Source organism: Sphingobacterium sp. HJSM2_6 (genome assembly GCF_049316305.1).
In the GTDB taxonomy this organism is placed as follows: Bacteria; Bacteroidota; Bacteroidia; order Sphingobacteriales; family Sphingobacteriaceae; genus Sphingobacterium.
In genome coordinates this window covers 12632-37698 of the sequence record NZ_JBMOXB010000022.1, presented here as the reverse complement: position 1 = coordinate 37698, position 25067 = coordinate 12632, and the positions used below count along the sequence as shown (strand labels likewise).

Genomic DNA, 25067 nt, shown 5'->3' with positions numbered 1-25067 from the left:
AAAATTAATAAATTTATAACTCGAAAGTCTCCTTAAGGTTTCATCCTAATGTGTCTAATTTAGTTTGAAGACGTACAATAATAAAAGTATATCCTAGGTTTCTTTCGGGCTCTGTCAATGAGAAGCGTATCCCAGAAATAATTGAAAATGTTTGTGGAAATATCCCCACTCATTTAAAAGTTAAGAGCTATAAGGAGTGGTCTCATCGAATTGGTTGTTCAATAATTGAATTAGAATATAATACCAAAACAAAGTTTATCCCTTCTAAGAAAGATTTAACTGATGATTACATTCCCCATTATGAAATGGAATTCATTGAGAAGTATCATCAACAATTAGCAGTCCTGAAAGAATTGGCTTCTTTTTTTCTAACTGGTCTTCATTTAACCTTTCCAACTCAATCAATTATGATGCGGAATGACACACCATTAAATGACGGTTTTTTTCAAATAAAATCAGGAGGTAAAAGTTATGCAACTAAGGTAGCTTCTAATGCCTTTATGCACGAAATACTTATTGAAACGAGTAAAAAATCGAATATTGATATAAATTTAAAAGGACTTGCTTCTGTATGGCATTATGATTTATGGCCATTAAAGAGATACCTCAATGCAGTTGAATCAGACCAAATTTCAATGGACAATTTACTAGATTTGATTTATTCCCTTGAAGGTTTATTTGAAAAGAATACTTCCTCTGACTTTGTTAAATCAATGTGTATACTAAGTTTGTGCAATACAAGAAAAGATGCACGAAAAATGAAAAGTTTATTAGACATTGCTTATCGAATAAGAAATGACATTGCTCACGGAGATCGTTCATATGACCCTAATGATTATGTAAAACTTGATGGAAATGAGACACTAGCCCAAATGATTTATTGGAAAATGAAAGCTATTGTTGCAGTAATGATGATTAGAGGTATATCCAAACTTTTGGATAATCAAGAAATGCGAAACTTAAGATTTAATACTGACGACTTTATTAATTTGACCTTTGAAAAATAACTAGGATCAATGGCGAGTTCAGTGGTTAATTGAAGATTCTACCCGGCAACAACTTTTGTAGTGTTTTGACCGTTTAGTACCTCGTAATCCTCCACTACGTCAAGCGCCTAAACTCTGGCTGTGAAATAAAGACATGACAATGAGTAAACTGAAACAAATAGCAGAAACAATTTCACTAATCTTAAATGACAATTTTAAGGTACAACCATACTATGTTTTTGAGAAAGAATTTAGTTGGCTGACAACTCATCCAAAAAAAATATTATTTAAAAATGGTTGGCTAACAATCAAACAAAAATATCAATCTGTGACTGACAATAGATTTGACTTGGATGTGCTAGAAAAGGAAATTTTATACACAGAGATGAATGAAAATCAATATGTGGACATTTGGTTTTCTGAACCTTACAACTTCATAGTAGAATTTGACGAATTACAACATTTCAACCAATATAGACTAGCGAAATTAGAGAACTATAATCCTAAATGGACAATCTGTGATTTACAGTATTACAAAGAAATCTGTAAAAAGAAAATTGTAAAAGCTGGCACATCAGGGTTCAAAAGAATAAAAGAGAATTTATTGTTTCCCCATTTTTATCCTGACTCTGATATACAAGACAATAGGATTAGACAGAAAGTATTTAGGGATTTCCTTAAAGACTTCCTACCTTTTCAAATTGGACTTAATCCTACTTTGAGAATTCCGTATACAGTGACAAACAAAAAAATTAAAGATTTTAATCAATATGATGTCGACAAACTAAAAATATATTTGACTGACAATAATCTTTGTGAAAGACTAAAGATTAAGAAATACTACAGTTAACAAGGGTTTTGTTTTAGTCAGGCTGGTGTGCAAACTTGAAACTTTGTACTTCTAATGAAATTTAGTAATAATTTGAATCTTTGTGTTTCGAAACGCATCCGACCACAAAGTCCGAAAACGTTAGACGTAATTCTAAATGACACGATAAATGAAACATCCACTTAAATGTCCAAATTGTAGCGACTATCGATATATCGAATATCAGGGTGTTCGATTTAAAGACCATGAAGCAAAAAAAGGAATTATTGTAAAAATTCCTTTTTTCGTTTGCAAAACTTGTGGAAAGAAAGATAGCATTCTTCCACGCGAAAGATTTTTAAGTTTCAGAGATGAAATCTTGCCATCTATACATGATGGCGAATTTTTTGACATGCCGCTTAAATATGTATTCTCCAAACTTGATTCCGAGAAAAGGTTTAAAAAATTTGATCATTTAAATTTTCAATATGATAGTCGAGACTATTATATTATTCCAGGACTTTACCGAGAGTGGGATGAAGGATATCTAACTCCAGTTTTCTTTGACAAGGATTTACTACTATATTACAATGGACATCCAGATTACACTGTGAAATTTACATCCTTTTCCTCATGTAATATTTACTATAAAGGTGAAAGCATGTTTGATTGGGGTTTCGGAATTAACCGTTATGGCAAACTTTTTAAATGGCTTGGGGATTTAGATAGAGATTTTAAAGATGACGATATGAAACCTCATCTAAAGAGGTTTCAAGCATCGAATCTTCCTTCAGACCATGAAATTGTTTCAAAGTTCTATTTAAGTCAAAATCCATTTTCACCAAGTGACGCATTTCAATCATCAGACAATGAAACAAAATTATTTAGTCTGAAAAACGAATTCAATAAAGAAATAATAGAAAAGATGGAAGTTGAACTTACAAAGGTTAATATTGAACAGTTAGCTGAATATTATAAACCGCCAATTCTTGAAGAACGTGAACAAATTTTTAGTGCATACCTTAGTCTTAATAAATATTTCATCGAGAATTTGCAGGAACAATCTCTTAGAGAAATACTTCTCAAATGCGGACTTAAAAAAGATAATCTACAAAAGAATGGAATGAAATTGGGAAGCCTAAAACTCTTTACTTTATTCATTGAACATGGTCTTAATAAAGAGAATGCAAATAAAATAGTTGCTCCTTTGTTTGTTCTAAATGACCTCAGACAACTTCACGGACATTTAAGTGATGCGAGTTTTGAAAAAACATATAATTCGTGTAAGGAGAGGCTTGAAATACCTCTCTCATCAACAGATCTTGGCGTCTTTAAAGCTCTCGTGACAAGACTTATATTGTTATATCAAAGTCTAATTGATAAAAAGTACGACTGAGAAGCACATTTGCCTAAAGCGGATTTTTCGTTGGTGGGCGAACAGTGCAAAAGGAAACATTTGAGCAATTAATAACTTTGGTTCTGGTAGACAGTTTACTTTTTCAAAAGCCGACCAAAGAAAAGCTCGAAACCATTATATAACATTTTAGAGAAACTGACCACTAACGAGAACTATGGCAATATTAAGCCCTAAAATTGAAGTTATAAAAAGTAAGAGAGTGAAACCAACAGAAGGAGAATGGACTTTACTGAATTTTTTGTTGGAAAATCTTGACGACACATATGAAATTTATTATCAACCATTCCTTAATGGCGACAATCCTGACTTTGCAATTATGAGAAAAGGAAGTGGAGTTCTATTTATCGAAGTTAAGGATTGGAACTTAAATCACTATTACATTGATGAAAAAACAAAATGGCGATTACAAAAGGATAACACTCCAATTAGATCTCCACTACATCAAGTAGAAGACTATAAATCAAACTTATTTCACTTACATTTAGAAGAACTTTTTAAAAAAAGTATTAAAAGTAAAAATCATTGGGCAATAGTAAATTGTGCTGTCTATTTTCATAAAGCAACAGAGCAAACTTTAACAAGTTTCTTACTTGACGGATTTAACAATCAAGAATATGAACCTTATAAAAAATTTGTAAGCTATTTTGGAATATTAGGGCATAACTCATTAACCAATGATAAATTGAACTCGCTTCTAACAAGGTTTTGGCTAAACAAAACTTCATATTATTTTGATGAAACACTTTACAACAGTTTTCAAAGATATTTAAAACCACCAATTCATCAAATTGATGAAGGTATAAATATAATTTACTCAAAAGAACAGCAAGAATTAATCAGAAGCGAAATAAGACCGAGAAGAAAAATAAAAGGAGTTGCAGGAAGTGGAAAAACGTTGGTTTTAGCAAAAAGAGCTGTAAATGCTTTTAAACGAACTGACGATCAAATCTTAATTCTAACATATAACTTATCGTTAAAAAATTATATTCATGATAGAATTAATGATGTTAGAGAGGAGTTTAACTGGAACAATTTTTACATCACAAATTATCATCAATTTTTCAAAACACAAGCAAACAATTATAATTTAGAAATCCAAAATCTTGATTCTTGGCAAGACACATTCTTCTTTGAAAGTGTAAAATATTACATAAAAAAATACGATGTAGTACTGATTGATGAGATTCAAGATTACATGCAATCTTGGATAGATATTATCACTACTTATTTTACGCATTCAGAAACAGAATTTGTCGTTTTTGGAGATGAAAAACAAAACATATACGAAAGAGAACTTGACGAAAACAATGAACCAATTGTTAGAACAATTGCTGGTGTTTGGAATAAATCATTAAATGTATCTCATCGTTTTGCAAGTAATATCGGAAACATTGCAATAAAATTTCAGAAAACGATATTTGGACTTAGATATGGTGCGGACGAATTGAAAGTAATGTCTCAACTTGATTTTGATAAAAGAATAATTGAATATCATTATTTTCATTCGTTCACGCCAGATATATTATTTGAAAAAGTTTACACTATTTTAGATCGTAATCAAATTCATTCGTCTGATGCTGGAATTTTATGTTCAATAGTAGAAATTTTAAGAGCTATTGAATTTTCAATTCGAACAATCAAACACGAAAAAACGACAATAACTTTTGAAAGCCAAGAAGAATTTTTAGAGTACAAAGACAATAAAACTAAAATTGAAGAAATTAGACGCTTAAGAAAGAATCACTTTTTTATGAAAACTGGAACTATTAAACTATCGACTATTCACAGTTTTAAAGGATGGGAAATCGACACATTATTTTTATTCATAGTGAAGGAAGACGAAAAGGAATTTGCAAATGCCGAACTAATCTACACTGGACTTACAAGAGCAAGAAAAAATTTGATAATATTCAATTTGGGAGACATAAAATATGATGGCTTTTTTAAGAACGAAATTGAAACGAAATATGACCATAAATAATACATCGATAAAAGATATAATAAATCCATAAAAGTATTTGCTGCTTAACTTAAATTTTATTTGAAATATATAAATAATCAGCCTTGTTTAAGGCTAATAAATGAGGATGAACATTTTCTAACATTATTAAAATAATCTTTATTCTGATTGAATTTATCTTTTCTTGTTTCTGTTCATCCTAGATTTTATAGGGTATTGAACAGTGCTTTATTCATTTCAGAAATCTGGTTATGTAGGTTAGTAAAAATCTCTTGCAAAACAAACATCATAGATTTCAAAGCAAAAATATCTCTATGAGTAGTAGAGAATTCTGATAAATGTTCAATATGTTTATTGTTCGTTGTGATTGTAATTATCTTATAATTTTACACAGAATAGGCTCTAAAGTGATTATTAATACTTATTTGAAAAGGTGGGAACAAAATATTCTTATTTAAGTCGCTGGCCGTCCTGCAAGTTGAGTGAAGGTAGTTGTAGAGAAACGCGAAAGAATGATTCTATGATATGTAAAAAGTACAGGTAGATTGTTGGCGATATTTTTGAAAATGGATTGTGGGATGGAAATATCAAAAATATAGCCAACATCGTAGCCTAATCGACTGACAATCGAGGTAAACTTTTAAAATGGTTGGATTTCGAATGTGTGAGAATTACTTATTTAAATGACAAGGGAACTTTTATGAATTGAAATAATAATTAAAACTTAAATTGATACAAATAACATAGTACTATAAATAATTTGGTATATAATTCGATATCATTTGTAATTTGATTTGGCATATGGTTGGCTTCCAAGTTATTGTAGCCTTTCCTTTTTTAGTTTAAATGTGAATATTTTTCATATAAAAATTAAATCAGACACCTATAAATTATAAATTTAATTTAATAGGATGTTTTACCTAAATAAACCAAGCTATTTTATTAAATTGAAATAGTAATTTTTCTCCATACTCTTTATCAACAGATTTAATAAAACAAATATTTCCATATAACCAATCATGAAAACTAATCACATTATGATTAATATGAATTGATTTACTTCTTTGTTTTTTCAAGTGTTCTTCCACACCAAACTTCCTGCAAAAATAAATATGTCTCATAACACTTTTTCTAAACTTCTTCGTTGTATGTACGCCATTAGAAATAGATAAACCTGTAACGATTTGCTGTTTTCCCTTTTTAATATACCTTATTTTATCCTCATTAATAAAGAATCCTTCCTCTGTAATAATTTTTCTGATTAATTTTATTGACGGTAAAATTGCGGTGCTATTTATTGAGAATGTAAGATCATCTGCATATCGTGAATAAGAAAAATTTAATTTTTTTGAAAGTTTTTCAAATCTTCTATCCATTTTTGTAGCAACAATATTAGCTAACATAGGGCTTGTTGGAGCACCTTGTGGAAGTACATTTATTTTTTTTTCAAATAAATCATTTAATACAGCCTTTTCAAATTCCGAGAAACTATTCCAATAAATTGATTTATGCTTTATTGTACAAAGCTTTGCTAATGATACACTAAGATTATTTTTATATCCTAGATAGCAAAAAGCACCATATACTCTTTTCTCTGTTATAGTATCGAAAAATCTAAGTAAATCAATTTTTAAAATTTGATCAGCATTTTCATGAACCTCAGCATTAGTTTTAATAGATTGATTGGGAATAAAACCTTTACAAGAATTCGCTGGTTTGAAGTTTATTAAAATATTGGTATAAATCCATTTTTGAATAAAAAGTAAGTCATGATGTGGTGCACAAATTATTCTATTTGCACCAGATTTTTTTAAAATCTTAAAATACTTGTATTTTTTTTGAAGTAATGATCTTGAATTTTGTATAAATGGCTTTCCGTCCTTTTTTTCTCCAATTAGTATTCTTAAATAATCTGATTGAACTCCCATTGAAATGGCTAGATGTTCTAAAGAAAATAAAATTGGATAATTTCTCGATTGTAACTTATTAATATAAGAAATTGTATTTTTTAAAAAATCATCTGAACGTCGTGACTTTTTAGCTAACTCGATAAAATCTTCTAGAGGGAAATCTGCAATCATTACTCCTTTTCTGAATGTTAAATGTTAATTTCAATCTGTTTGAAAATTTAAATTTGATTGCTAAATTAAATTTAAAATTTTACACAGATTCTAAGTAAAATTTGAATGTAGCAAATTATGCTAAGTGGCCTTAAAAAATCATAGTACAAGGCACTATGATACCTAATTACATCAGGTTAATGCTAATAATTGCTCATTCCCCCAAAAGATTTGGGTAAATATAGGTTTTTTTTTATTTTCAAAGTATCGTCATTTATTTTCCTGATAGAATCCTTTTTTTTTCTATTTTCAATTAGCTTAATAATATTTATTGCTTTGGAAGTAAGCTGAAATCGGTAATTAAACAATCCTAAGTTTTTAGCCCTTATATATATAATATTTAATTCGTCTCTAGTTAAGCCCAGAATTTGACAAATCATATAAATATCCAGATTACGATATGCTAAATAAATTAATGCAATTTCCTCATAGTATTTTTGATTAAATTTGGCTAAAGAAAAATTCTCCTCGTGAAACTCTTCTTTAGAAATATATTTATGTCTTAATAAATCAAATTTTATTTTATCAAATAAACTTAAATAGTAGAGAATATTTTTTTTTAAAAGCCTAGCTTCTTCCATTCTTACTGATGCAAATCTTGGAAATAAGGGTTTCCATCCTTTGTTTGTTTGCCAGAAGATAGGTAATGTATTATTAGGAGTGCCATGAAAAAATGAAATTAGCGCTCCTGTATTACCATATCCCATAGGCTCATTCTTATTTATTTTTGAACCGTAGTAATTTATTAATGAATTTAGTTTTTTATTATCATGAAATAAAAAATTAGATTTATTAGAAATTAAATTAATATCTTTACGCACTTCACTAATTATCTTAACTTCTGGACATTGCTTCTTAATTTTAACAAAAGCATTTTCCATAATAACTGTTGTTAATAAAAATATTTTTGGCTTATCGACCGACTTTATCCATTTTTGAAATTCAATATCATTGTAAGCCTTAATAAAAGTATCTCCTGATCCAATAAAATCATCTAAAAATATTACATTTCTAATTCTGTCTATTCTTTTAAATTTATTATAATCGTGGGTTATTATATTAAATTCATCTCCCCCTCTATTTTTAAATGAGTTAGTATTTCGAAAAGGATATGTGACTAAAGTTCCGCTTTTTCCAACCTTACCATATGGATATATAAGAATTTTGTCCTTCACATTGACTTCTTTTGAAATTTTACTAAATAACAAATCAATTCTAAACATAAATTCATTAAATGGAATAAATTCAAACAATGACAATAAGTTTATGAAATCTTTAATTTCATATTCTTCAAAATTTTCTAACCAAGTAAAAATTTTCGAAGGGTAGATTGAAAATTTTAATTTGGGAAGTAAGTTTTCTATTATCTTATAATTGTTTTTAGATAAATCAAATTGATGAGGCATTTATTAGATTAATATTAGTACTAATGAAATTTCCATACTAAGAAGATTGGAAAAATCTAATATAATGTATTAAAACTTAATTAATAAAGTTTTAATCACAATTTGTTAATAAATATGTCAAATGAGCAAGCGGAAGTTGGGTAAGCCCTACTTTTTCTCCCTTCATGCTACGCAATCGAGCTTTTAAGTATCCTCCGGGGATACTTTTGTTTTGTAAGACGTCTTTAAATGCTGATTTCGGTATACTCATATGTATACTCAATCTCAATAAATAGGTCATTTTGATCTAAATCATGATATTTATATTTTAAAATGGTTTTTAGGAGAATAAAGTTTCCTAATTTGTCTATCCAACATAAAAAGATCGGAAGGGAAAGATATGGAGCAATGGAAGGAGAAATCAATCAGGTTTCCTCAAAAATATGATGATAAACTCAGTGCCTTGGTACTGAAATTTGGCAGGTCTAAGAAACTTTTTTTGGTTCAGATGATCGATTATTTTTATCGGTCAAAAAAAGATCCTGCCGATAGCGGTGATGAGATTCTCAAAAGAGAACTTTCCTACGGAATCAATCGGATATTGTCCTTTAACAAGCAGCAGGAAAAGGATCTGCTCATACCAACCATGAATCTTTGTGCCGAGAATTTTAGGCTACTTAATGTATTCCATGAAAAACTCAATAAACAGGAAGAGTTACTTTCTAGACAAAAGCAACAATCTAGTAATATTCTAAATGAGGTAAACCAACTTTCTAAAAGTATTTCCAAGAATAAAACAGAAAAGACCTTATTAATTTCAAACATCATCATATTGCTTGATCGCTTTCTGAAAGAAAGAGATGCCATTGGTTGGAACCTGAATTCAGTTAAGAAGAATGAACTATACAAGAAGCTTATCTCCGATATACATAAGCTCTAGTGATGTTTACCCATATTTCCAAGTCCGAAACAAGAAACAATACTGGAAGCTGAGGAGCACTAGTGAACTATCTGGAAAAGGAAAACAGACTCGTAGAAAATCTTTCAGAATCGGAAAAATGGTTCAATAGAAATTCCGATGCTATCCTCCCGCATGAGGTCAGGATGGCAATCGATGCTAATGTTGCCAAGCTGTCTAGGGCGGATGGTAAGTTCTATTTGATCAACATCAGCCCAAGCCAAAAGGAGATTACTTTTCTATTGGAACGTTTTGGTGAGCAGGAGGCCAAACTTCAGCTCAAGAAGTTTGCGATCAAGGTGATGGATGCTTACGCCAAGAACTTTCATCGTGAAGGGATGGTGGTCAAGCTGATCTGTTGTGGTTTGCCAAATGGGAGAAGAACCGCTATTCCCACACGCGCTTATCCTGAGCATTCAGTGAAACAAAACCAAGTTCTCATACCAACCCTATAAAACAGAAAAAGCAACTCTATTGAAGTTGCTTTTCTTTGTGATCCCTCTGGAATAATATATTAAAAATTAACACACTTATTAATCATGTACTAAATATTTTGTTTTTTTGACCCACCAGTTAAGGCAGTAGTTTATTGTAATTATTAGAACTTCTATTTCAAATTTAAAATACTATTACAAGTAATACGGAGTGTTATTATTTTTTAAATCATAAGATTAAAAAATAATAACTTTCCCAAATTTTCATTAAACAAACCACATTTAAAGGTTCGACTTCCTCACTTATTTTAAAAATTGAATTGACGATGATTGAGATGTTTTGTTACATCTTGATAAGAATGTAATGGCAGACTAAGAAATTTTTTGGTGTTTCGGTTGTGGGTATGTTGAAAAAGAGGTAGTGGATTCTTGAAGTTCTAAATGATTTCAAGCCTTTAAACTATTATAGTAAATGGAGAAACTTGACATTTAGAAAAATAAAATATTAAAACATGTGATTTTTATACTTTAAAAATGTCACTGAAATAAGAAAAAGAAATATTTTACTTGAGATTTACATATTCCTTGTAGTTGAGTAATTATTAGAAATATTATTTAACAAATCATTATACTTTTCTAATAAAGAGATGTATTTATTCATCCAAAAAAACACAGAATTACTATCTGCAATCTTTATTAATGATATTTCTTCCTCATTAAGTAAATTACGATGATTCTTAATTAATGTTTCTGGTAGCTCAGCTGTAAAATCATGTCCTATTATTTCACCAACTTTAAAGATAATTTGGAGATTTAAATTATCTTGTTCAAACCAATTATAGATTGTTCTTCGGCTAACTTTAAGCTTTCGAGATAACTCACTTATCCCATAATGCTCCATACGAAGAACCTGTTCTAATACTTTACCTAAGTGTATGCTCATAATAAAAATACTAACTAAACTAAATTAATTAACCTCAAGTAGATCTAAGGCTGTAAATTTTGAATTGTTGCTGATGAAATCAGGCAATATTTCTTTCATCTTTTTAACAACATTGTAATCTTTTCCTTTTTTATTTATTTCAAGTAAATGTTCTATGTTTTTCTTGAACTGAAAATAATTGTATTCCACATTTTGAGATATTTTTATCTTAGGATGATGAGTTTGTATGATTTTTTCTTCTAAAAGTAATAGCTCTTCATATATTTTTTCACCAGGCCGAAGACCTGTAAAAACAACATCTATATCTACATATGGCTTTAATCCCGCTAGTTTGATCATATTTAAGGCTAAATCTAAAATTTTAATAGGTTCTCCCATGTCAAATAAAAATATCTCCCCTCCTTTTCCCATAGCACCTGCCTCCAAAACTAATTCTACGGCTTCAGGAATAGTCATAAAATATCTTGTGATATCTGGATGAGTAACGGTAATTGGCACCCTTCTTTCGATTTGGTTTCTGAACCTAGGAATAACGGATCCGCTTGATCCCAAAACATTACCAAATCTTGTGGTAATGAAACAGGTTTTTTTATCCGTATAATTTATAATGCTATTTAGGGATTGAATATAGATTTCGGCTAAGCGTTTAGAAGCACCCATAACATTAGTCGGTTTGACTGCTTTATCGGTAGAAATCATTACAAATTTCTCTACATTATATTCCACGCAAATGTCTGCCAAATTTTTGGTGCCTAAAACATTTGTTAAAATTGCTTCAGAAGGATTATCTTCCATCATCGGCACATGTTTATAAGCAGCTGCATGAAAAACGAAATCGGGTTGATATTGTTCAAACAATGCTCTAATCCGTTCTGAATTCTGAATATTTCCAATAAATATTTTAATGCTATCAGCTCGTAAATTATCCTCTAAAGATAATTTTAAATCGTGCAAAGGGGTTTCTGCTTGGTCATAAAGTATAACCATTTTTGGATAATAATTTAACACTTGCCTAACAATTTCAGAACCGATAGACCCCGCAGCCCCCGTAATTAAAACCTTTTTGTCTTTTAGCTCTTTAAAAATATTGTCTTTATCCAGTTTGATCGGCTCCCTACCTAAAAGATCATCAATATTTAAGTTTTTAAGTTGGTCATTATCTAATTTACCATATAGCCATTTATCTGATGTCGGTACCTTTATTAAGGGTATTTCCGCTTTAGTACAGATTTCCAAAATTTTAATTTTATTAGAATCATTCAGATAATTCTCAGGTATCAAAATTTTCTTTATTTTATATTTATCCCTCAAAAAAACTAACGAAGGAAAAGGGTAAACTTTCTTTTGCTCAATATATTTATTACTTCGATCAATGTCATTGTCTATAAAACCTATGATATTAAGTATCGATACTTCATCCATCTCCAAGGTCTTTTTTATCAATAAAGCATGATGATCAGACCCATAAATCAATATATTTTCTTTTTTAATTTCGCTAAGATTTTTTGTTGAAATATATACGTATTTAACTAGTGCCCTTAAAAAAACAAGTAAGGAGGAGGAAATGAAAAAATTTAAAATCAACATTTTTTCCAATCCATTTAGTTGCACAGCGCCCCATTCTGTTGTAACTTTATAGATGCTAACTACAATTAAGTTTACCGTAAAAACAGCCACGAAAATTTTTAGCATATCTTCCGTATTTGAATACCTAATAACGCCAGTATTAATTTTTAAAAAAATAAATACACCTATGGATGTGATACAATAAAAACCTATAAACAAACAAGCTTCTAGATTCATTAACTCTTTAAGAGTTTTATCAATTGATATGACAAATGAGAATAAAAGTGTACATATAATAATGATTAGGTCAATAAAAAGTATAAGCCACTTGGATTTTATTTTATCACTTAGAATTAGATTTTTCATGATAATCGTTGTTTATTACAAAATTTGTTTAGATTACTCATTGTTCTAACCTGTAAAGTGGAAAAAAATCAACTGGATTGTTAATATTATTACCAGTATCCTCTACCAATTGCGCATAGATTTTTTGATTGACAATAAAGCGCCAACTTCTATGAGGAAGTACATAATCAGAAAAACTTAATTTCCAATCCAGAAGTGAATTGTCCTTATAGCCTTGACCTCCGCCTAAATGAAAATATTCCATTTCATGCTTCCTTCCTAATAAACAGACTTCATCTGTTAAATATTTAGCAGGAGAATATTTTAAATATTCGTTGTCAGTTGCCAATAAATGTGCTTGAATTATTCCTTTATTAAAGGTAACCACACAACCACATATCATTTTATTTTCGAAAAATACTAATAAGAGTTTCGCGTTGCATTGGGTGGAATTCAACAAATTAGTGAAATACGCTTCATTAAATTTGTAAAATTTTGACGCACCTATTCTATCCATGCTCTTGTTATATAACCTAGTAAACGCAGCAATATCTTCTGGTCCCTTCATTTGGCGAGTATAAAAGCCGATTTCTCGACATTTTCTTATAATTTTCTTCGTATTACATTTATATCTTTGCCTTTGCTCATCTAAAGATTGTATTAAATCAATAGCTACTACTCTCCCATTTTCAACAATTCCTCCCAATTGTTCAAAAGCTATTTTTTGATTTATAAATGGATGAAATTTCACAAAAACAGAGATAGAGTTTTCCTCTGTTAAAAATTTATGTAGGGCTTCTTGGAATTGGATTAGAAAACCTTGATCAAGTAAGCCAATTTCCTTATTAGAAATGGGACCTGTATACCCATAAACCGAATGAAAATCAACGAAATCTGTATTAGGAATAGTCCTTTTCAATAATGGAAGCGCTATATAATCTTCATCTTCTTCATAGACAAACAGTAAAGGATCACCATTTTTTGCTAAATCTTGATAATCCCAGGTATGATAAAAATCATATTTGTAAGCTTCTGAAACATATTTTGTCCAGATACTTTTTTGTCCTAATGTAATAGCAAAAGCCGAAGTAGAAACACTTTTCATGATTAATTGAATTTTAGGTAATTTTATATAGAGAATAATTCTACCGAAATGTAGAATTGCAACTTTTGGCAAGTATTTTAAGCTACTAGAATGTAAACTTAGCTGAGGAGGCCACCATTTTAACTAGCTCGTTTCGAGATGAAAATTCAAAACCAGCTCTCTTGTAACATTCTAATGCTCCTATATTATCAGGATGTACGTATAAAAAAACAGAAAGTAATTTAAGTTCAAAAAATGCAATTTTCAACATTTTCATTGTTACCTCATATCCAATCCCTTTTCTCCAGCACTTTTTTTCACCTATAAATACCTCAAATTCTGCAGAATCAATATTTATATTTCTCAATTGTACATTTCCGATATATTCATTTGTTTCATTAATACATATGGCCATACGTAATTCATCCACTTTGTTAAGTACCATTGCTAACCATTTTTTTTCAATTTTAGCAGTTACTTTTTTATTAGGTACAAATCCTGTATATACCCATATACTTGGATCATTTCTCCATTTAAAAGATATTTGTGCATCTTCAATCTTTAATGGTCGTAAATAGACAAGGGAATTCATAATATTGAATTTAAAACGTTTAGCATCTCACGCATATCGAGTATCGTATAACGGTGATCAATCGGAAGGGGGATTAAAATATTACTTAAAAAATATTCAAAACGATTAGTATCAATCCAATCAAAAACATTCGGCCAATAGGTAGCTACAAATATTTTATTATTAATTAACCTTTCTTTGATTCCACAATCCTCTATCAATAAAGGATAAACCATCGGCACTTCTTCAATTACGAAATTTAATTTAAGCATATTAATCTTACTCAAGTTCTTATGTAGATAGTTGAAGTTTTTCCTTCTAATTTCAGCACATTTTACGTAGTCTATTCCTGCCAATAATTTCTGTGTAAGCATTGACATCTTTTTAATTTCGTTATTCTCTAAAAGTTTGTTGTTATCCAAATAATCGACATAACCTTCTTCTATTCCAAAATCAATAGATTTAATTAAATGCGAAAACCTAGATATAGAATGATCAACTTGTAAATTAAGATGTACATCCAGTGTAGTATATAGATATGCTCCATCAGGAACTCCGAAAAATTTACGACAAGAATAAAATGTATCTACATTTTCTAAGGGATAGGCATAAAAAGCCTGAGCATTATCTATAATCAAATTTTTAATTGATTTAGATAATAATTCAACGGTTTCACTTTTAATTCCGAAGTAATTGGTGTAAAGCATACATGTATGCTCACCTAGTTCAAAATCAATAATTGGATTAAGATCCCTATCCAATTGATAAAAGTAATAGGCAACGTTTAATTTTTTTAATGGTTCTAATAAGACATCGCAAGTAAAAAAAGGGATAAAAATCGTTGAATATTTTCTAATTCTTAAAATATATTCTAAAGCATTTCTTCCTGTATTTAGAGCAATTAATGATGGATGGTAGCTAAGACAATTTTCAATTTGCAACTCGAAATATCCACCAATAGGTTTAATTACTTTTTCTATTGTTTTCATAAGATTTAGCCCTGGTCAGCTTTATACATTCTTTGTTCTTTAGGAACAAAATACTCTTCTAAACTCGCTGGTACCCTTGCGTTATAACCAATAATTTGTCTTAAACTATCATTTAGGGATTCACCGAAATCATAACCTAAAAATCTTGGATAATCAAACTGTTGTTTAATGTATGGCTTAGTAAAGCCTAATGTTAATGCTCTTCTGTTGTGATCGGTAAAATTCGTACCAGCAGCATGCCATAAATTAGAATTAAATAAAATAATTCCACCTTTTTTTACAATTGCTTGATGCGCATATTTTTTAAAATTATCTTCATCAGGCACTTCATCTATTTTATGAGAACCTGTAAGAAAATAAGTAGCTCCATTAAAAATTGTAAAATCATCTAATGGAATAATCATTTGAATCATAAAGTTTTGTTCGACTCTAAACGTTCTAACATCTCTATGAATATGATTAACGTATGAACTACCATTTTTGGAATTTATAACACCATTTATACCATTTAAAATATAATTTCCTCCTAGAAAATCCCTCAACTCAGCATCGCAGAACATATTTTTGAGAAATGATAAACTAAAATTTTCTCGCTCTAATAAATGATGAAGGGTCCCTACCATATTCGCTTCAATCCCATTTGCAATTTGAATCTGTCTTCTTTTTTCATAAGCATTTTCAAAATCTGCAGCAATCATCGAAATTAATTTTTGTGGTATTGCATTTTCATAAATTACCCATCCATATTTATCCATTGCTACTTTAAAATCTTCTAGAGTAGCTCTTTTGTAAACAAAGTAATTTTTCATTGGTTATTGGATTAATTTTTGGTTTTAGTTAATAAAGTTTGATTAGCTAAAATTTATATTCATAATTTTAAGCATATCATTATTTACGAGATTTACATCAAATTTCTCTTTTGCAAAATTCAACCCTGCTATCCCATAATTAACGATTTCTTCTTTATTTAGCATAAAATATTCCATTTTCGAAGCTAATGCTGAGGGATCTTTTACGGGGATAAGAAAACCATTCTCTTTTCCACTTTCTTGATTCACGGTTTCTTTACATCCGGCCGAATCGCAGGTTATAACGGCTCTACCCATAGCCATACTTTCAAGTATTGATCGTGGTACTCCTTCTCTATAAGATGGTAAAACTACGACAGATGAATTTGCGATAACTGATCGTACGTCAACAACATGACCTAAATATTGGATAGGTTTACCTGAGGTAATTTTTTGAAAAAGTTCTTTACTGATGGAGTCAATATTTTTATCGTAATCGCCAATTAACTTAAATTCAGCTTGTGGATATTTGGACTTTATAATTCTAGCTGCTTCAAAATATTCATTTATTCCTTTAGCATTAATTAACCTTGAGATCATTAAAAATGTAACCTTGTTAATATCAGGCTTGGCATAAGTGTAATGTGATAGATCTACTCCAGAACCATTCACAATATGTATTTTGTGCTTTAGGCTGATCACATTTAGATCCATTAATTTTTGAGCATCATCTTTATTATGAAAGATGATATTTAGGTTCGGATTAGATCTCAGACTGAATTTTAGTAATAATTTAGTAATGCTAACAACAATCTTATTACTCCTATTACCATCTGTAAAATTGTAACCTAAACCTGTCAACATAGGTACTATACGTTTTATCTTACAAAATTTGGCAAGTAAAGTACCATAAACAACAGGTTTTAAGGTATATGGAAAAAACACATCTGGTTTTACACTTTTAATTACTTGGTAAAGAGAAAAAATAAATTTGAAATCAGATAATATGGATACATTGCTTCCATTTAGTTTATTTTCATGGACGATAACCCCTAATTGCTGTAAACGATTACGCACAGATTCTTGGGTAATTTCAGGTGTAAAAATAAAAACTTGATTATCCTCTTGCATTTTTTCAATCAATCTCCCCCGAAATTCCAACAGAGTTTTTGATGAATCACATACGATAAGAATTTTTTTGGGAGGGATCGTCTTCATGTCAAAAAATAATTGGGAACTACAAAGCCACCCAAATAGGTGGCTTTGTAATTAAAATATGCGCAATATTTGATTTTATCGAGGTCCAGAATTCTTTTCCACAACTGATGGTACGTCAGCTGCTGCGTGCAAGTATGATTTATATTCGTATTCTGGAACCCAGTTTGATTCTGGAGTAGTTATATTATTGGGACCACAATTATCATAAATATTTGTATTAATACCACTAATATATCCTTCAGGATCTTGAGCAACCTTCGTTGAAAGAGGGATATTACAGTTTAAAAAATATTCATTATCAGTTCTAACTATTCCCCCTGCTCTTGTTCCTATGGAATATCCTCCATTATTTAAATGGTAGTTATTAAACATATGCACTCTACCATAATTCATTGATGGTTCTCTCTCTGATACATTATACCAAAAGTTATGGTGCATAGTAACATGTAATTTACCTTTATCTGATTCATGACCTTCAACTCCTCCACTAATTAGTACAGAAAGATTTGTATCATGAAATTTATTCCATGAAACAGTAACAAAATCAGCCTCTTTTGTTATGGTAATATCTTTACCCCAATGTGACCAACCATGTTCTCTATCATTTCCAAAATCACAATGGTCTATCCAAACATGATGTCCACCTTCTTTAACCTGAACTGCTGCATAAGTAACATAATTTCTAAAGGTTAAATTTTGGATAATTATATTGCCAACACCATAGACAAAAAGTTGTAATCCTTCTAAAACGGCTCCTGATTTACCGATAACTGACTTATTTGCTTGCAAGAAAATCGGGTCTACCCCAGCACCTTTAATCGTACCGCTCACGTAAACAATTTTTGGCGAATAATCACCTAATGCCGCTTTCAACTCAGCAAGTGTTGTTACAGTAACTACAGCACCACCTTTCCCTCCAGTTGTTGTACCATTGACCATAGCATAGCCCATCAAACCATTAGTATTTAATTCTGGATTATTTGAACTAGTAGGTTTTTCTGGATTTGTGATTGCAGTACCTATTTCATAAGTATAGGTCCTACCATTTGTTCTCGGGTCTGAATTATCTGATGCCGAAAAATATAAAGTTGAGTGCCAATGGCTAAATCTACCTTTTCCGAGTTTTCTGATATCGTCATGTACGGCATGAGCTTCCTTCAACTCTACACCGTTTTCGTAAAGTCTTAAAATTGACTGTTTAGGTGCAGAGGGAATATCACCTGCTTCAATAGTTTGAGTAATTTTATATGCAAATCCTCCATCCGATCTTAATCTTTTTGTGTTTATTTTGCCTGTGCTTACTGAATTAGATGCGGAGGCTGATAGTTCAGTATCTTCATCTAACTGAATATTTTCCAGTGAATCTGGTGTATTTAAGCTATCCTTTTGACAATTAGTAAGACTAATTATTGTACAGAATAATAAAGCTGACAACACCACTTTTGTAATTAATTTTGTTTTTTTGTGCATTTATTCTAAGTTTTAAATTTACATCCTTGGCGCAAACCTAAACGATTTGTAAATCTAAAACAAAGCAGATAATCAGGTAGTTAACTAATTTTAACAAAAACCGATAACTCACAACTAACTAATTATAAGTTAATTATAATTTATAATATTTTTATTTCTAGGAGAAATTATTAAAGTTGTTAAAAAATCTAAAGTGACAATCTTATGACAAACTGTCTTCATTATGTATAATTTTTGTCTGATTTTGACAAATCGATGTATAATAGTTATTGAACCAATTTACAAAGTTTTTCACTCCAACTCCCACACTTGTTAGTGGCTGAAAATGAAGCTTATTTGTTAAATCATGAATATCAGCAGAAGTTTCTGCTACATCTCCTGCTTGCATAGGTAAAAAGGTCTTCTTTGCTTTAATACCAGTATGTTTTTCTATCTCGTCAATAAATTTCAACAAACTAACGGGCTCACCTCTACCAATATTATAAACTGAATACGGAACTCTTGAAGTTGCAGGATCAGGACTTTCGGCATTCCAATCTGGATTTGCTTCTGAAGGGGTATCAATAACCTGAACAATACCTTCAACAATATCATCGATATAGGTAAAATCTCTACTCATCTCACCTTTATTATACACCTCTATGGCTTCACCTTCTAGTATAGCTTTGGTAAAAATAAATAAAGCCATATCTGGTCTACCCCATGGACCATATACTGTAAAAAACCTCAAACCTGTTGTTGGTAAATTAAATAGATAGCTATATGCATGAGCCATTAACTCATTACTCTTTTTTGAAGCGGCATATAAAGAAACGGGATGATTAACGCTTTCGTGAGTAGAAAATGGCATATTCTTATTTAAACCATAGACACTGGAAGAGCTTGCATAAAGTAAATGACTGATTTTAAAATTTCTACAACATTCTAAAATATTTAAGAAACCTCTAATATTCGTGTCAATATAGACTTCTGGATTTGTAATACTATACCTAACTCCAGCTTGAGCAGCAAGATTACAAACCGCATCAAACTGATAATTTTTAAAACAAGTCACTAAACCATCACTATCGCAGATATCTAATTTAATAAATGTATAATTAGCATATTTTGTACTCTTTATCGATTTACCGTACTCCAGTTCTGATGTATCGATACCAGTTTCTATGAGTCTATCATTTTTTAGGTTAACGTCATAGTAATCGTTAATATTATCGATACCTATTACAGTATCCCCTCTTTCTAATAAACGTTTGGCTAAATGAAAGCCGATAAATCCAGCAGTGCCAGTAACTAAAATTTTCATAAGATTTAAGATTAATAGTTGAAAAATTACTTCAGATTGGTATAAGAGAACTTTAATTATTTGATAGAGGTTAGCCTTGTTGAGCAAGCGCAATAAATATTGATTTTGCGAATTTTTCAACACTTCGTTCTTGTAAATAATTTAAATGAGGATTATAATTTTGGATTTTAGGTTTCAATAATGTATTAAGAATAGCCTGAGCTAATGCTTCAACATTATTGACTTCTACCGTAGTAATATTTGGAATCGTTGAAATACCACCAGCACAAATTGTAGAAACGACTGATTGATTCAAAGCCATCATTTCTAGTAGCACATTAGGAAATCCTTCTTTTAAAGAGGATACAACACATAGTTTTGCGCTTTTAAAATAGGGAGCTGGATTCGCAATATAACCTTTTAGAAAAACAGCGCTTTGTAAATTATGATCTTCTATTAGCTTTATTAAAGCTGATCTTTCCCTTCCCTCTCCTAATAAAAACAATTTAAGTTGTGGATATGATTTATGAATAATTTTAAATGTTTTAATTAGAATATCGAATCCCTTTTCTGGAATTAATCTTCCTGCAGCACAAATAAATTCAGCTTCTTCATGAATATTAAATTGTTTGGCTAAAAAGTACATCTCACTTAAATCCAAAGGATTCTGTTGGACTAAAACTCGATTTTGACTAATAAATACATTATGCTTTAGTAATTGATCCTTCATGATATCGGTTTGGCAGATGACTAAATCGGCTGCTGGATAACCTAATCTATACAGAAATAAATAGGTTATTTTTTTTAATCCTGAAAACCTAGTGAAAACTGATGTACATTCCCTGACAATAAGTTGCGTTTTTAAATATCCAATACGCTTAAAAAAGCCCAAAAAAGCATTTAAATATGGATGAGTACTCATCAAAATTTCATCTTCTTTAAACTTAACGAGTAAAGGAATCAATTTTAAAAGACCAAGTATGATACTACCATTAGAAAGGTATTTTACGGATATTTGATTAGGTATATCCAGTCTACTTTCACTACTTTTCTTAACAAAAATTAATTTCGCATTAACAGCTTTAGCCAGCTTAAGCATTACATTTTCTGCTCCACCAGCCATGTCTGTTAAAGAGATAATATTAGTTTGTTTAAAATTAGCTCTCATCAGAAGTCTATTAAGTTATACCATGTATTTTCTAAAGACTTTAACTGTTTTTTTTATTGGCATAAAAAATTTAAATATTCTACGTTTGCCATCTACTACTATAGTATCATTACTAAAGCTGATATGATGAATGCCTCTGTCGTAATACTTATCTGGTAAAATTTCGAAAACAGGATCTGTTTTATACTCCGTTTCTGTAAGCACTACGATTTTATTTATTTGGATCGATCCTCCGTAGCATTTGGTTGGATTTTGTGTTGGTCTATAAATAAAATCATCCACAATAAATAAACTTCCAGCACCTCTGCAAGCTTCCCTTTCCACAGTTATTGGGTTTAATTTATGTTCTTGATAATCGCCGTCTATCGATGATGAATAAAAAATATATAACTGATTGTAGTTCTCTGAAATACTAGAAAATAACCAATATTTATCGTTATAAAATATTATTGAACTATCTACATATTCTTTTCCAGATAGTAATACTTTATTTTTGATCAGTAAACAAGGTTTCGAAAAATCAACATTATAAAGCCCTACTTCTTTCGCATTGGAGGTTTCAGGAATACAGTATAATTCTTTGTCTAATTGAAAGAGATAAGGATAAGAAAGATGAATCGAAGATGGAATAATACCACTTACTTTCCGTTTAGATTTAAAATCTACCCCCTCCATCATCATGATTTTGCCTTTCCCATTCCAAAAATTTAATTCTTCATAATAAATCGTAGTTTGATTATTTATATCTGAAATAAAAGGATCTGCTGCATAATCTATATTGTCTTCTTTTAACCAAACAATATTTTTTAATTTTCTTTGCTCAATTAGGTTTGTCGCAGATTGTTCAATAATGCCAATATTCCATTTATCGGCCATAAACACTTTTTCGAAAAGCTTATTTACCAATTTTAACATAATCCACGGTTTTTAAGCAAACACTGGTTTAACTACTGACTTATTCTTTAATAACCATTGTGATAATACTAAAAGCTTCCATATTTGCGGATACCTATTCCATGTACCGGTCATATGCTCATTTATAATTTCTACTGTTCTTTTTACGTGAATTCCAGGGATATTTTTGAGCCTACTTTCAGTTAAATTATCCATTACATATTCTTTAAGTTCATTTCTGAACCAATATTGAAATGGCATAGTAAAACCTGCTTTTGGTCGATCAAAGAAAGACGCAGGAACTTTCTCAAATAAAATATCTTTTAAAATTCGCTTTTGATTCCCAGCTTGATATTTGAATGAGGTCGGCAAACTTCGGGCAAAGTCTACGACCCGATAATCCATCAATGGAGAACGCGACTCTAGCGAAAAAGCCATAGATGCACGATCTACCTTAGTATTAATATCTCCATTTAAGTATGTTTTTATATCAAAATCGGATACACGCTCTAACAATGGTTTATTTGAATTGATAAGGAATTTTGTGAAGTAACTATTCTTAGCCAAATCAGGATTTTTGACCCAAGAATTCTCCATACTACCAAGCATTTTAACATACAGATACTCTATATTTTGCATAGATAATCCCATTGCAATCAGTTTATGCTTATAATAAGGCGATAGCATTATGAGTTTTCCTAAAGTTTTTCTGAATCCAATTGGTACGTTGAAAAGTGGATTTACCTGGTTAATCCATTTGTATCTGTGATAACCTAAAAAGGCCTCATCACCAGCATCTCCACTTAATGCTACAGTGACATATTTTCTTGTATTTTTACTTAATAACATGGAGGGGATAGCGCTGGAATCGGCAAAAGGTTCATCGTAGTATGTACTAAAGTTTTCTATCAAATCAATTCCATCATTATAATCACAAACAATTATATGATGGTCTGTTTTGAGATAGTTGGCTACTTTTGCTGCGTAAACACTTTCGTCAAAGCCTTTTTCATTAAATTTTATTGAAAAGGTTTTAACATTTTCCATTTTTTCAGCTGCAATTGCAGCTACAAGCGAAGAATCTACACCTCCTGATAGGAAAATACCAAGGGGCACATCAGCATTCATTCTTATTTGCACTGCATCAGCTATAAGGTGATTTAAGCGTTGTTTTGCTTCTTCATAGTTGCCCGTAAATTTATTTTTCCAATCATAATCTAGCTTCCAATACTCATGTATTTTTAAGTTTTTATTGCCTAAATTATAAGTAAAAAAATGTGCAGCAGGCAATTGCTTAACCTCTTTCCAAATTGACTGCGGTTCTGGTACATATCCCCAAATTAGATATTGCGCGATCGCATCTTCATCTACACCAAGTGATTTATGCGTACTAATTTGTGATGGTTGACTTGCGAATTCAAAATTGTTATAATCCTTAAAATAATAAAATGGCTTTTTTCCCAATCTATCTCTTGCGCCAAATAAAACTTTGTTTTTGGCATCATAGATGACAAAAGCAAACATACCATTGAATTTTTCTAGACATTCATAGCCATATTCTAAGTAGGCTGCACAGATAACTTCGGTATCAGAAATAGTTCGAAAATGATAGTTTTTTTGTTCGAGTTCATTTCTAATATTTTTGTAATTATAAATTTCTCCATTAAAAACAATATGCAAATCAGCATAGCTAAAGGGTTGATTAGAACGAGGATCCAAATCAATTATTGCTAATCTGTTATGAGCCAAAACAATTCCATCAAATCGTTGGACACCAGTAAAATCTGGACCTCTAAACTTGATCTTATTCATTTTTTCATAAACAATTTCATCCGAATAAGGAATAGTAGAACCATAAATACCGCACATACGCTTATATCTTAGTGAGTTTAATAATTGTTCGTAAGCTTCACTTACTTATTGTAAATAAATTCTTCGTGATTCGTTTATAAAATTTTTGACAAAAGAACCATCGGAAAGGGTAAATAATCAGTTTCTTGTTTTAATTTGCCACCAAAACCATCTTTAAATTTATTGATTCTGCAAAGTGATTCATCTTTGGTATCCAATGCATACCCCCCTAAATCATACTCCATAAACCCCATTTGCTTGAAATATTTCATATCCATAAAATGAAGTAGCCGGTTGGCACGACCAACGATAGCACGTGTTTGAGCATCCAATGAATTTCTGAATAAAGAAGCTGAATGCAACAGTCTTACACGTTTAAAACTCTCATCTATTATGTAAGAATGCATCACAACTTCTTTTTTATCATATTCAGCCTTTGTAATGACTAAGTACCTTTGGTAATGGTTGATGCTATTATTTAACTGGGGAAGTCCCTTTGTCTTTGCAAATTGATTGTAAAAATTTTTAAAGTTCTCAACGTTCTGTTCTACAGTAGTGTTGATATGCTCCTTTTCGGCTCTTCTGATTTCGTAACTTGTATTTTTATCAAAACCCTCCAGCAATTGTTTTTCATCCTTTGCTAGATCAATGATCTTAGTGAAAAAGTTCTCTCGTACAAAACCTAATACCGGCTTATAATGAGTGCTTTGTTTATATAAAGTAGTTAAACAGTTCCAAATAGTTGGCTTAGAACTGTACCAAACTACTTTACGGTTTAAAAAAACTATAAACTTAATTTTAACACAAAGCATATGTAACCTGATAAATGA

22 protein-coding genes are annotated in these 25067 nt (G+C 30.4%); 6 read left to right on the top strand and 16 right to left on the bottom strand.

The features are described from left to right. The first annotated feature begins 305 nt into the window (after nt 1-305). The 4 genes from ACFRAE_RS16565 to ACFRAE_RS16550 all read left to right on the top strand — a co-directional run bounded on the left by ACFRAE_RS16565 (nt 306) and on the right by ACFRAE_RS16550 (nt 5192). Nucleotides 306-1007, top strand: a complete 702-nt coding sequence (locus tag ACFRAE_RS16565) for a hypothetical protein (protein ID WP_422798288.1) — start codon at nt 306-308, stop codon at nt 1005-1007. 139 nt (nt 1008-1146) lie between these two features. After that, on the top strand, nt 1147-1836 hold the full coding sequence (locus ACFRAE_RS16560) for a hypothetical protein (protein WP_422798287.1): 690 nt from the start codon (nt 1147-1149) through the stop codon (nt 1834-1836). Nucleotides 1837-1984: 148 nt separating this feature from the next. Then, nucleotides 1985-3190, top strand: coding sequence for a hypothetical protein (locus tag ACFRAE_RS16555; protein WP_422798286.1), 1206 nt, complete (start codon nt 1985-1987; stop codon nt 3188-3190). A gap of 175 nt (nt 3191-3365) precedes the next feature. Next, nucleotides 3366-5192, top strand: a complete 1827-nt coding sequence (locus tag ACFRAE_RS16550) for a UvrD-helicase domain-containing protein (RefSeq protein WP_422798285.1) — start codon at nt 3366-3368, stop codon at nt 5190-5192. A gap of 899 nt (nt 5193-6091) precedes the next feature. On the opposite strand, the gene ACFRAE_RS16545 is transcribed toward ACFRAE_RS16550, so the two are convergent. The 3 genes from ACFRAE_RS16545 to ACFRAE_RS16535 all read right to left on the bottom strand — a co-directional run bounded on the left by ACFRAE_RS16545 (nt 6092) and on the right by ACFRAE_RS16535 (nt 8947). Continuing rightward, a complete protein-coding gene (locus ACFRAE_RS16545; protein WP_422798284.1) occupies nt 6092-7252 on the bottom strand; it encodes a reverse transcriptase family protein in 1161 nt (386 codons plus the stop codon). Nucleotides 7253-7434: 182 nt separating this feature from the next. Beyond that, nucleotides 7435-8697, bottom strand: a complete 1263-nt coding sequence (locus ACFRAE_RS16540) for a phosphoribosyltransferase-like protein (RefSeq protein WP_422798283.1) — start codon at nt 8695-8697, stop codon at nt 7435-7437. Nucleotides 8698-8788: 91 nt separating this feature from the next. Beyond that, nucleotides 8789-8947 (bottom strand): hypothetical protein, encoded by a 159-nt coding sequence (locus ACFRAE_RS16535; protein WP_422798282.1) that lies wholly within the window; start codon nt 8945-8947, stop codon nt 8789-8791. A gap of 129 nt (nt 8948-9076) precedes the next feature. On the opposite strand from ACFRAE_RS16535, the gene ACFRAE_RS16530 reads away from it, so the two are divergent. Both ACFRAE_RS16530 and ACFRAE_RS16525 read left to right on the top strand, forming a co-directional pair. Further along, nucleotides 9077-9616: a BfmA/BtgA family mobilization protein gene (locus ACFRAE_RS16530; protein ID WP_422798281.1), complete on the top strand. Its 540-nt coding sequence runs from the start codon at nt 9077-9079 to the stop codon at nt 9614-9616. 62 nt (nt 9617-9678) lie between these two features. Next, nucleotides 9679-10089, top strand: coding sequence for a DUF5712 family protein (locus ACFRAE_RS16525; protein ID WP_422798280.1), 411 nt, complete (start codon nt 9679-9681; stop codon nt 10087-10089). Nucleotides 10090-10642: 553 nt separating this feature from the next. Here ACFRAE_RS16525 and ACFRAE_RS16520 read toward each other — a convergent pair. The 13 genes from ACFRAE_RS16520 to ACFRAE_RS16460 form a co-directional block, all read right to left on the bottom strand. Beyond that, the gene (locus ACFRAE_RS16520) at nt 10643-11011 is read right to left on the bottom strand and encodes a helix-turn-helix domain-containing protein (RefSeq protein WP_422798279.1); all 369 of its coding nucleotides are present in this window, start codon (nt 11009-11011) and stop codon (nt 10643-10645) included. Nucleotides 11012-11035: 24 nt separating this feature from the next. After that, nucleotides 11036-12943: a polysaccharide biosynthesis protein gene (locus ACFRAE_RS16515; RefSeq protein WP_422798278.1), complete on the bottom strand. Its 1908-nt coding sequence runs from the start codon at nt 12941-12943 to the stop codon at nt 11036-11038. Nucleotides 12944-12980: 37 nt separating this feature from the next. Continuing rightward, entirely contained in the window at nt 12981-14027 is a 1047-nt protein-coding gene (locus ACFRAE_RS16510; protein ID WP_422798277.1) for a GNAT family N-acetyltransferase, read from the bottom strand. 85 nt (nt 14028-14112) lie between these two features. Further along, a complete protein-coding gene (locus ACFRAE_RS16505) occupies nt 14113-14598 on the bottom strand; it encodes a GNAT family N-acetyltransferase (RefSeq protein ID WP_422798276.1) in 486 nt (161 codons plus the stop codon). Next, a complete protein-coding gene (locus ACFRAE_RS16500) occupies nt 14595-15566 on the bottom strand; it encodes a hypothetical protein (protein ID WP_422798275.1) in 972 nt (323 codons plus the stop codon). The genes ACFRAE_RS16505 and ACFRAE_RS16500 overlap by 4 nt, the downstream gene beginning before the upstream one ends. 5 nt (nt 15567-15571) lie before the next feature. Further along, on the bottom strand, nt 15572-16375 hold the full coding sequence (locus ACFRAE_RS16495) for a phytanoyl-CoA dioxygenase family protein (protein WP_422798274.1): 804 nt from the start codon (nt 16373-16375) through the stop codon (nt 15572-15574). 42 nt (nt 16376-16417) lie between these two features. Continuing rightward, nucleotides 16418-17572, bottom strand: a complete 1155-nt coding sequence (locus tag ACFRAE_RS16490) for a glycosyltransferase family 4 protein (protein WP_422798273.1) — start codon at nt 17570-17572, stop codon at nt 16418-16420. A gap of 75 nt (nt 17573-17647) precedes the next feature. Then, nucleotides 17648-19042 carry a pectate lyase family protein gene (locus tag ACFRAE_RS16485; RefSeq protein WP_422798272.1) on the bottom strand — a complete coding sequence of 465 codons (1395 nt, stop codon included), beginning with the start codon at nt 19040-19042 and terminating at the stop codon, nt 17648-17650. 202 nt (nt 19043-19244) lie between these two features. Then, nucleotides 19245-20345: an NAD-dependent epimerase gene (locus tag ACFRAE_RS16480; protein WP_422798271.1), complete on the bottom strand. Its 1101-nt coding sequence runs from the start codon at nt 20343-20345 to the stop codon at nt 19245-19247. A gap of 70 nt (nt 20346-20415) precedes the next feature. Next, nucleotides 20416-21492, bottom strand: a complete 1077-nt coding sequence (locus ACFRAE_RS16475) for a glycosyltransferase (RefSeq protein WP_422798270.1) — start codon at nt 21490-21492, stop codon at nt 20416-20418. A 15-nt stretch (nt 21493-21507) separates the two neighbouring features. Then, nucleotides 21508-22407: a glucosamine inositolphosphorylceramide transferase family protein gene (locus ACFRAE_RS16470; protein WP_422798269.1), complete on the bottom strand. Its 900-nt coding sequence runs from the start codon at nt 22405-22407 to the stop codon at nt 21508-21510. Between the two features lie 12 nt (nt 22408-22419). Further along, the gene (gene asnB, locus ACFRAE_RS16465) at nt 22420-24255 is read right to left on the bottom strand and encodes an asparagine synthase (glutamine-hydrolyzing) (protein WP_422798268.1); all 1836 of its coding nucleotides are present in this window, start codon (nt 24253-24255) and stop codon (nt 22420-22422) included. Between the two features lie 77 nt (nt 24256-24332). Continuing rightward, nucleotides 24333-25049: a hypothetical protein gene (locus ACFRAE_RS16460; protein WP_422798267.1), complete on the bottom strand. Its 717-nt coding sequence runs from the start codon at nt 25047-25049 to the stop codon at nt 24333-24335. Nucleotides 25050-25067 lie beyond the last annotated feature (18 nt).

What these genes read in the sequence shown, in the direction of transcription:
- ACFRAE_RS16565 (WP_422798288.1), top strand. Translation starts at nt 306, where the DNA reads ATGGAATTCATTGAGAAGTATCATCAACAATTAGCAGTCCTGAAAGAA.
- ACFRAE_RS16560 (WP_422798287.1), top strand. Translation starts at nt 1,147, where the DNA reads ATGAGTAAACTGAAACAAATAGCAGAAACAATTTCACTAATCTTAAAT.
- ACFRAE_RS16555 (WP_422798286.1), top strand. Translation starts at nt 1,985, where the DNA reads ATGAAACATCCACTTAAATGTCCAAATTGTAGCGACTATCGATATATC.
- ACFRAE_RS16550 (WP_422798285.1), top strand. Translation starts at nt 3,366, where the DNA reads ATGGCAATATTAAGCCCTAAAATTGAAGTTATAAAAAGTAAGAGAGTG.
- ACFRAE_RS16545 (WP_422798284.1), bottom strand. Translation starts at nt 7,252, where the DNA reads ATGATTGCAGATTTCCCTCTAGAAGATTTTATCGAGTTAGCTAAAAAG.
- ACFRAE_RS16540 (WP_422798283.1), bottom strand. Translation starts at nt 8,697, where the DNA reads ATGCCTCATCAATTTGATTTATCTAAAAACAATTATAAGATAATAGAA.
- ACFRAE_RS16535 (WP_422798282.1), bottom strand. Translation starts at nt 8,947, where the DNA reads ATGAGTATACCGAAATCAGCATTTAAAGACGTCTTACAAAACAAAAGT.
- ACFRAE_RS16530 (WP_422798281.1), top strand. Translation starts at nt 9,077, where the DNA reads ATGGAGCAATGGAAGGAGAAATCAATCAGGTTTCCTCAAAAATATGAT.
- ACFRAE_RS16520 (WP_422798279.1), bottom strand. Translation starts at nt 11,011, where the DNA reads ATGAGCATACACTTAGGTAAAGTATTAGAACAGGTTCTTCGTATGGAG.
- ACFRAE_RS16515 (WP_422798278.1), bottom strand. Translation starts at nt 12,943, where the DNA reads ATGAAAAATCTAATTCTAAGTGATAAAATAAAATCCAAGTGGCTTATA.
- ACFRAE_RS16510 (WP_422798277.1), bottom strand. Translation starts at nt 14,027, where the DNA reads ATGAAAAGTGTTTCTACTTCGGCTTTTGCTATTACATTAGGACAAAAA.
- ACFRAE_RS16505 (WP_422798276.1), bottom strand. Translation starts at nt 14,598, where the DNA reads ATGAATTCCCTTGTCTATTTACGACCATTAAAGATTGAAGATGCACAA.
- ACFRAE_RS16500 (WP_422798275.1), bottom strand. Translation starts at nt 15,566, where the DNA reads ATGAAAACAATAGAAAAAGTAATTAAACCTATTGGTGGATATTTCGAG.
- ACFRAE_RS16495 (WP_422798274.1), bottom strand. Translation starts at nt 16,375, where the DNA reads ATGAAAAATTACTTTGTTTACAAAAGAGCTACTCTAGAAGATTTTAAA.
- ACFRAE_RS16490 (WP_422798273.1), bottom strand. Translation starts at nt 17,572, where the DNA reads ATGAAGACGATCCCTCCCAAAAAAATTCTTATCGTATGTGATTCATCA.
- ACFRAE_RS16485 (WP_422798272.1), bottom strand. Translation starts at nt 19,042, where the DNA reads ATGCACAAAAAAACAAAATTAATTACAAAAGTGGTGTTGTCAGCTTTA.
- ACFRAE_RS16480 (WP_422798271.1), bottom strand. Translation starts at nt 20,345, where the DNA reads ATGAAAATTTTAGTTACTGGCACTGCTGGATTTATCGGCTTTCATTTA.
- ACFRAE_RS16475 (WP_422798270.1), bottom strand. Translation starts at nt 21,492, where the DNA reads ATGAGAGCTAATTTTAAACAAACTAATATTATCTCTTTAACAGACATG.
- ACFRAE_RS16470 (WP_422798269.1), bottom strand. Translation starts at nt 22,407, where the DNA reads ATGTTAAAATTGGTAAATAAGCTTTTCGAAAAAGTGTTTATGGCCGAT.
- asnB (WP_422798268.1), bottom strand. Translation starts at nt 24,255, where the DNA reads ATGTGCGGTATTTATGGTTCTACTATTCCTTATTCGGATGAAATTGTT.
- ACFRAE_RS16460 (WP_422798267.1), bottom strand. Translation starts at nt 25,049, where the DNA reads ATGCTTTGTGTTAAAATTAAGTTTATAGTTTTTTTAAACCGTAAAGTA.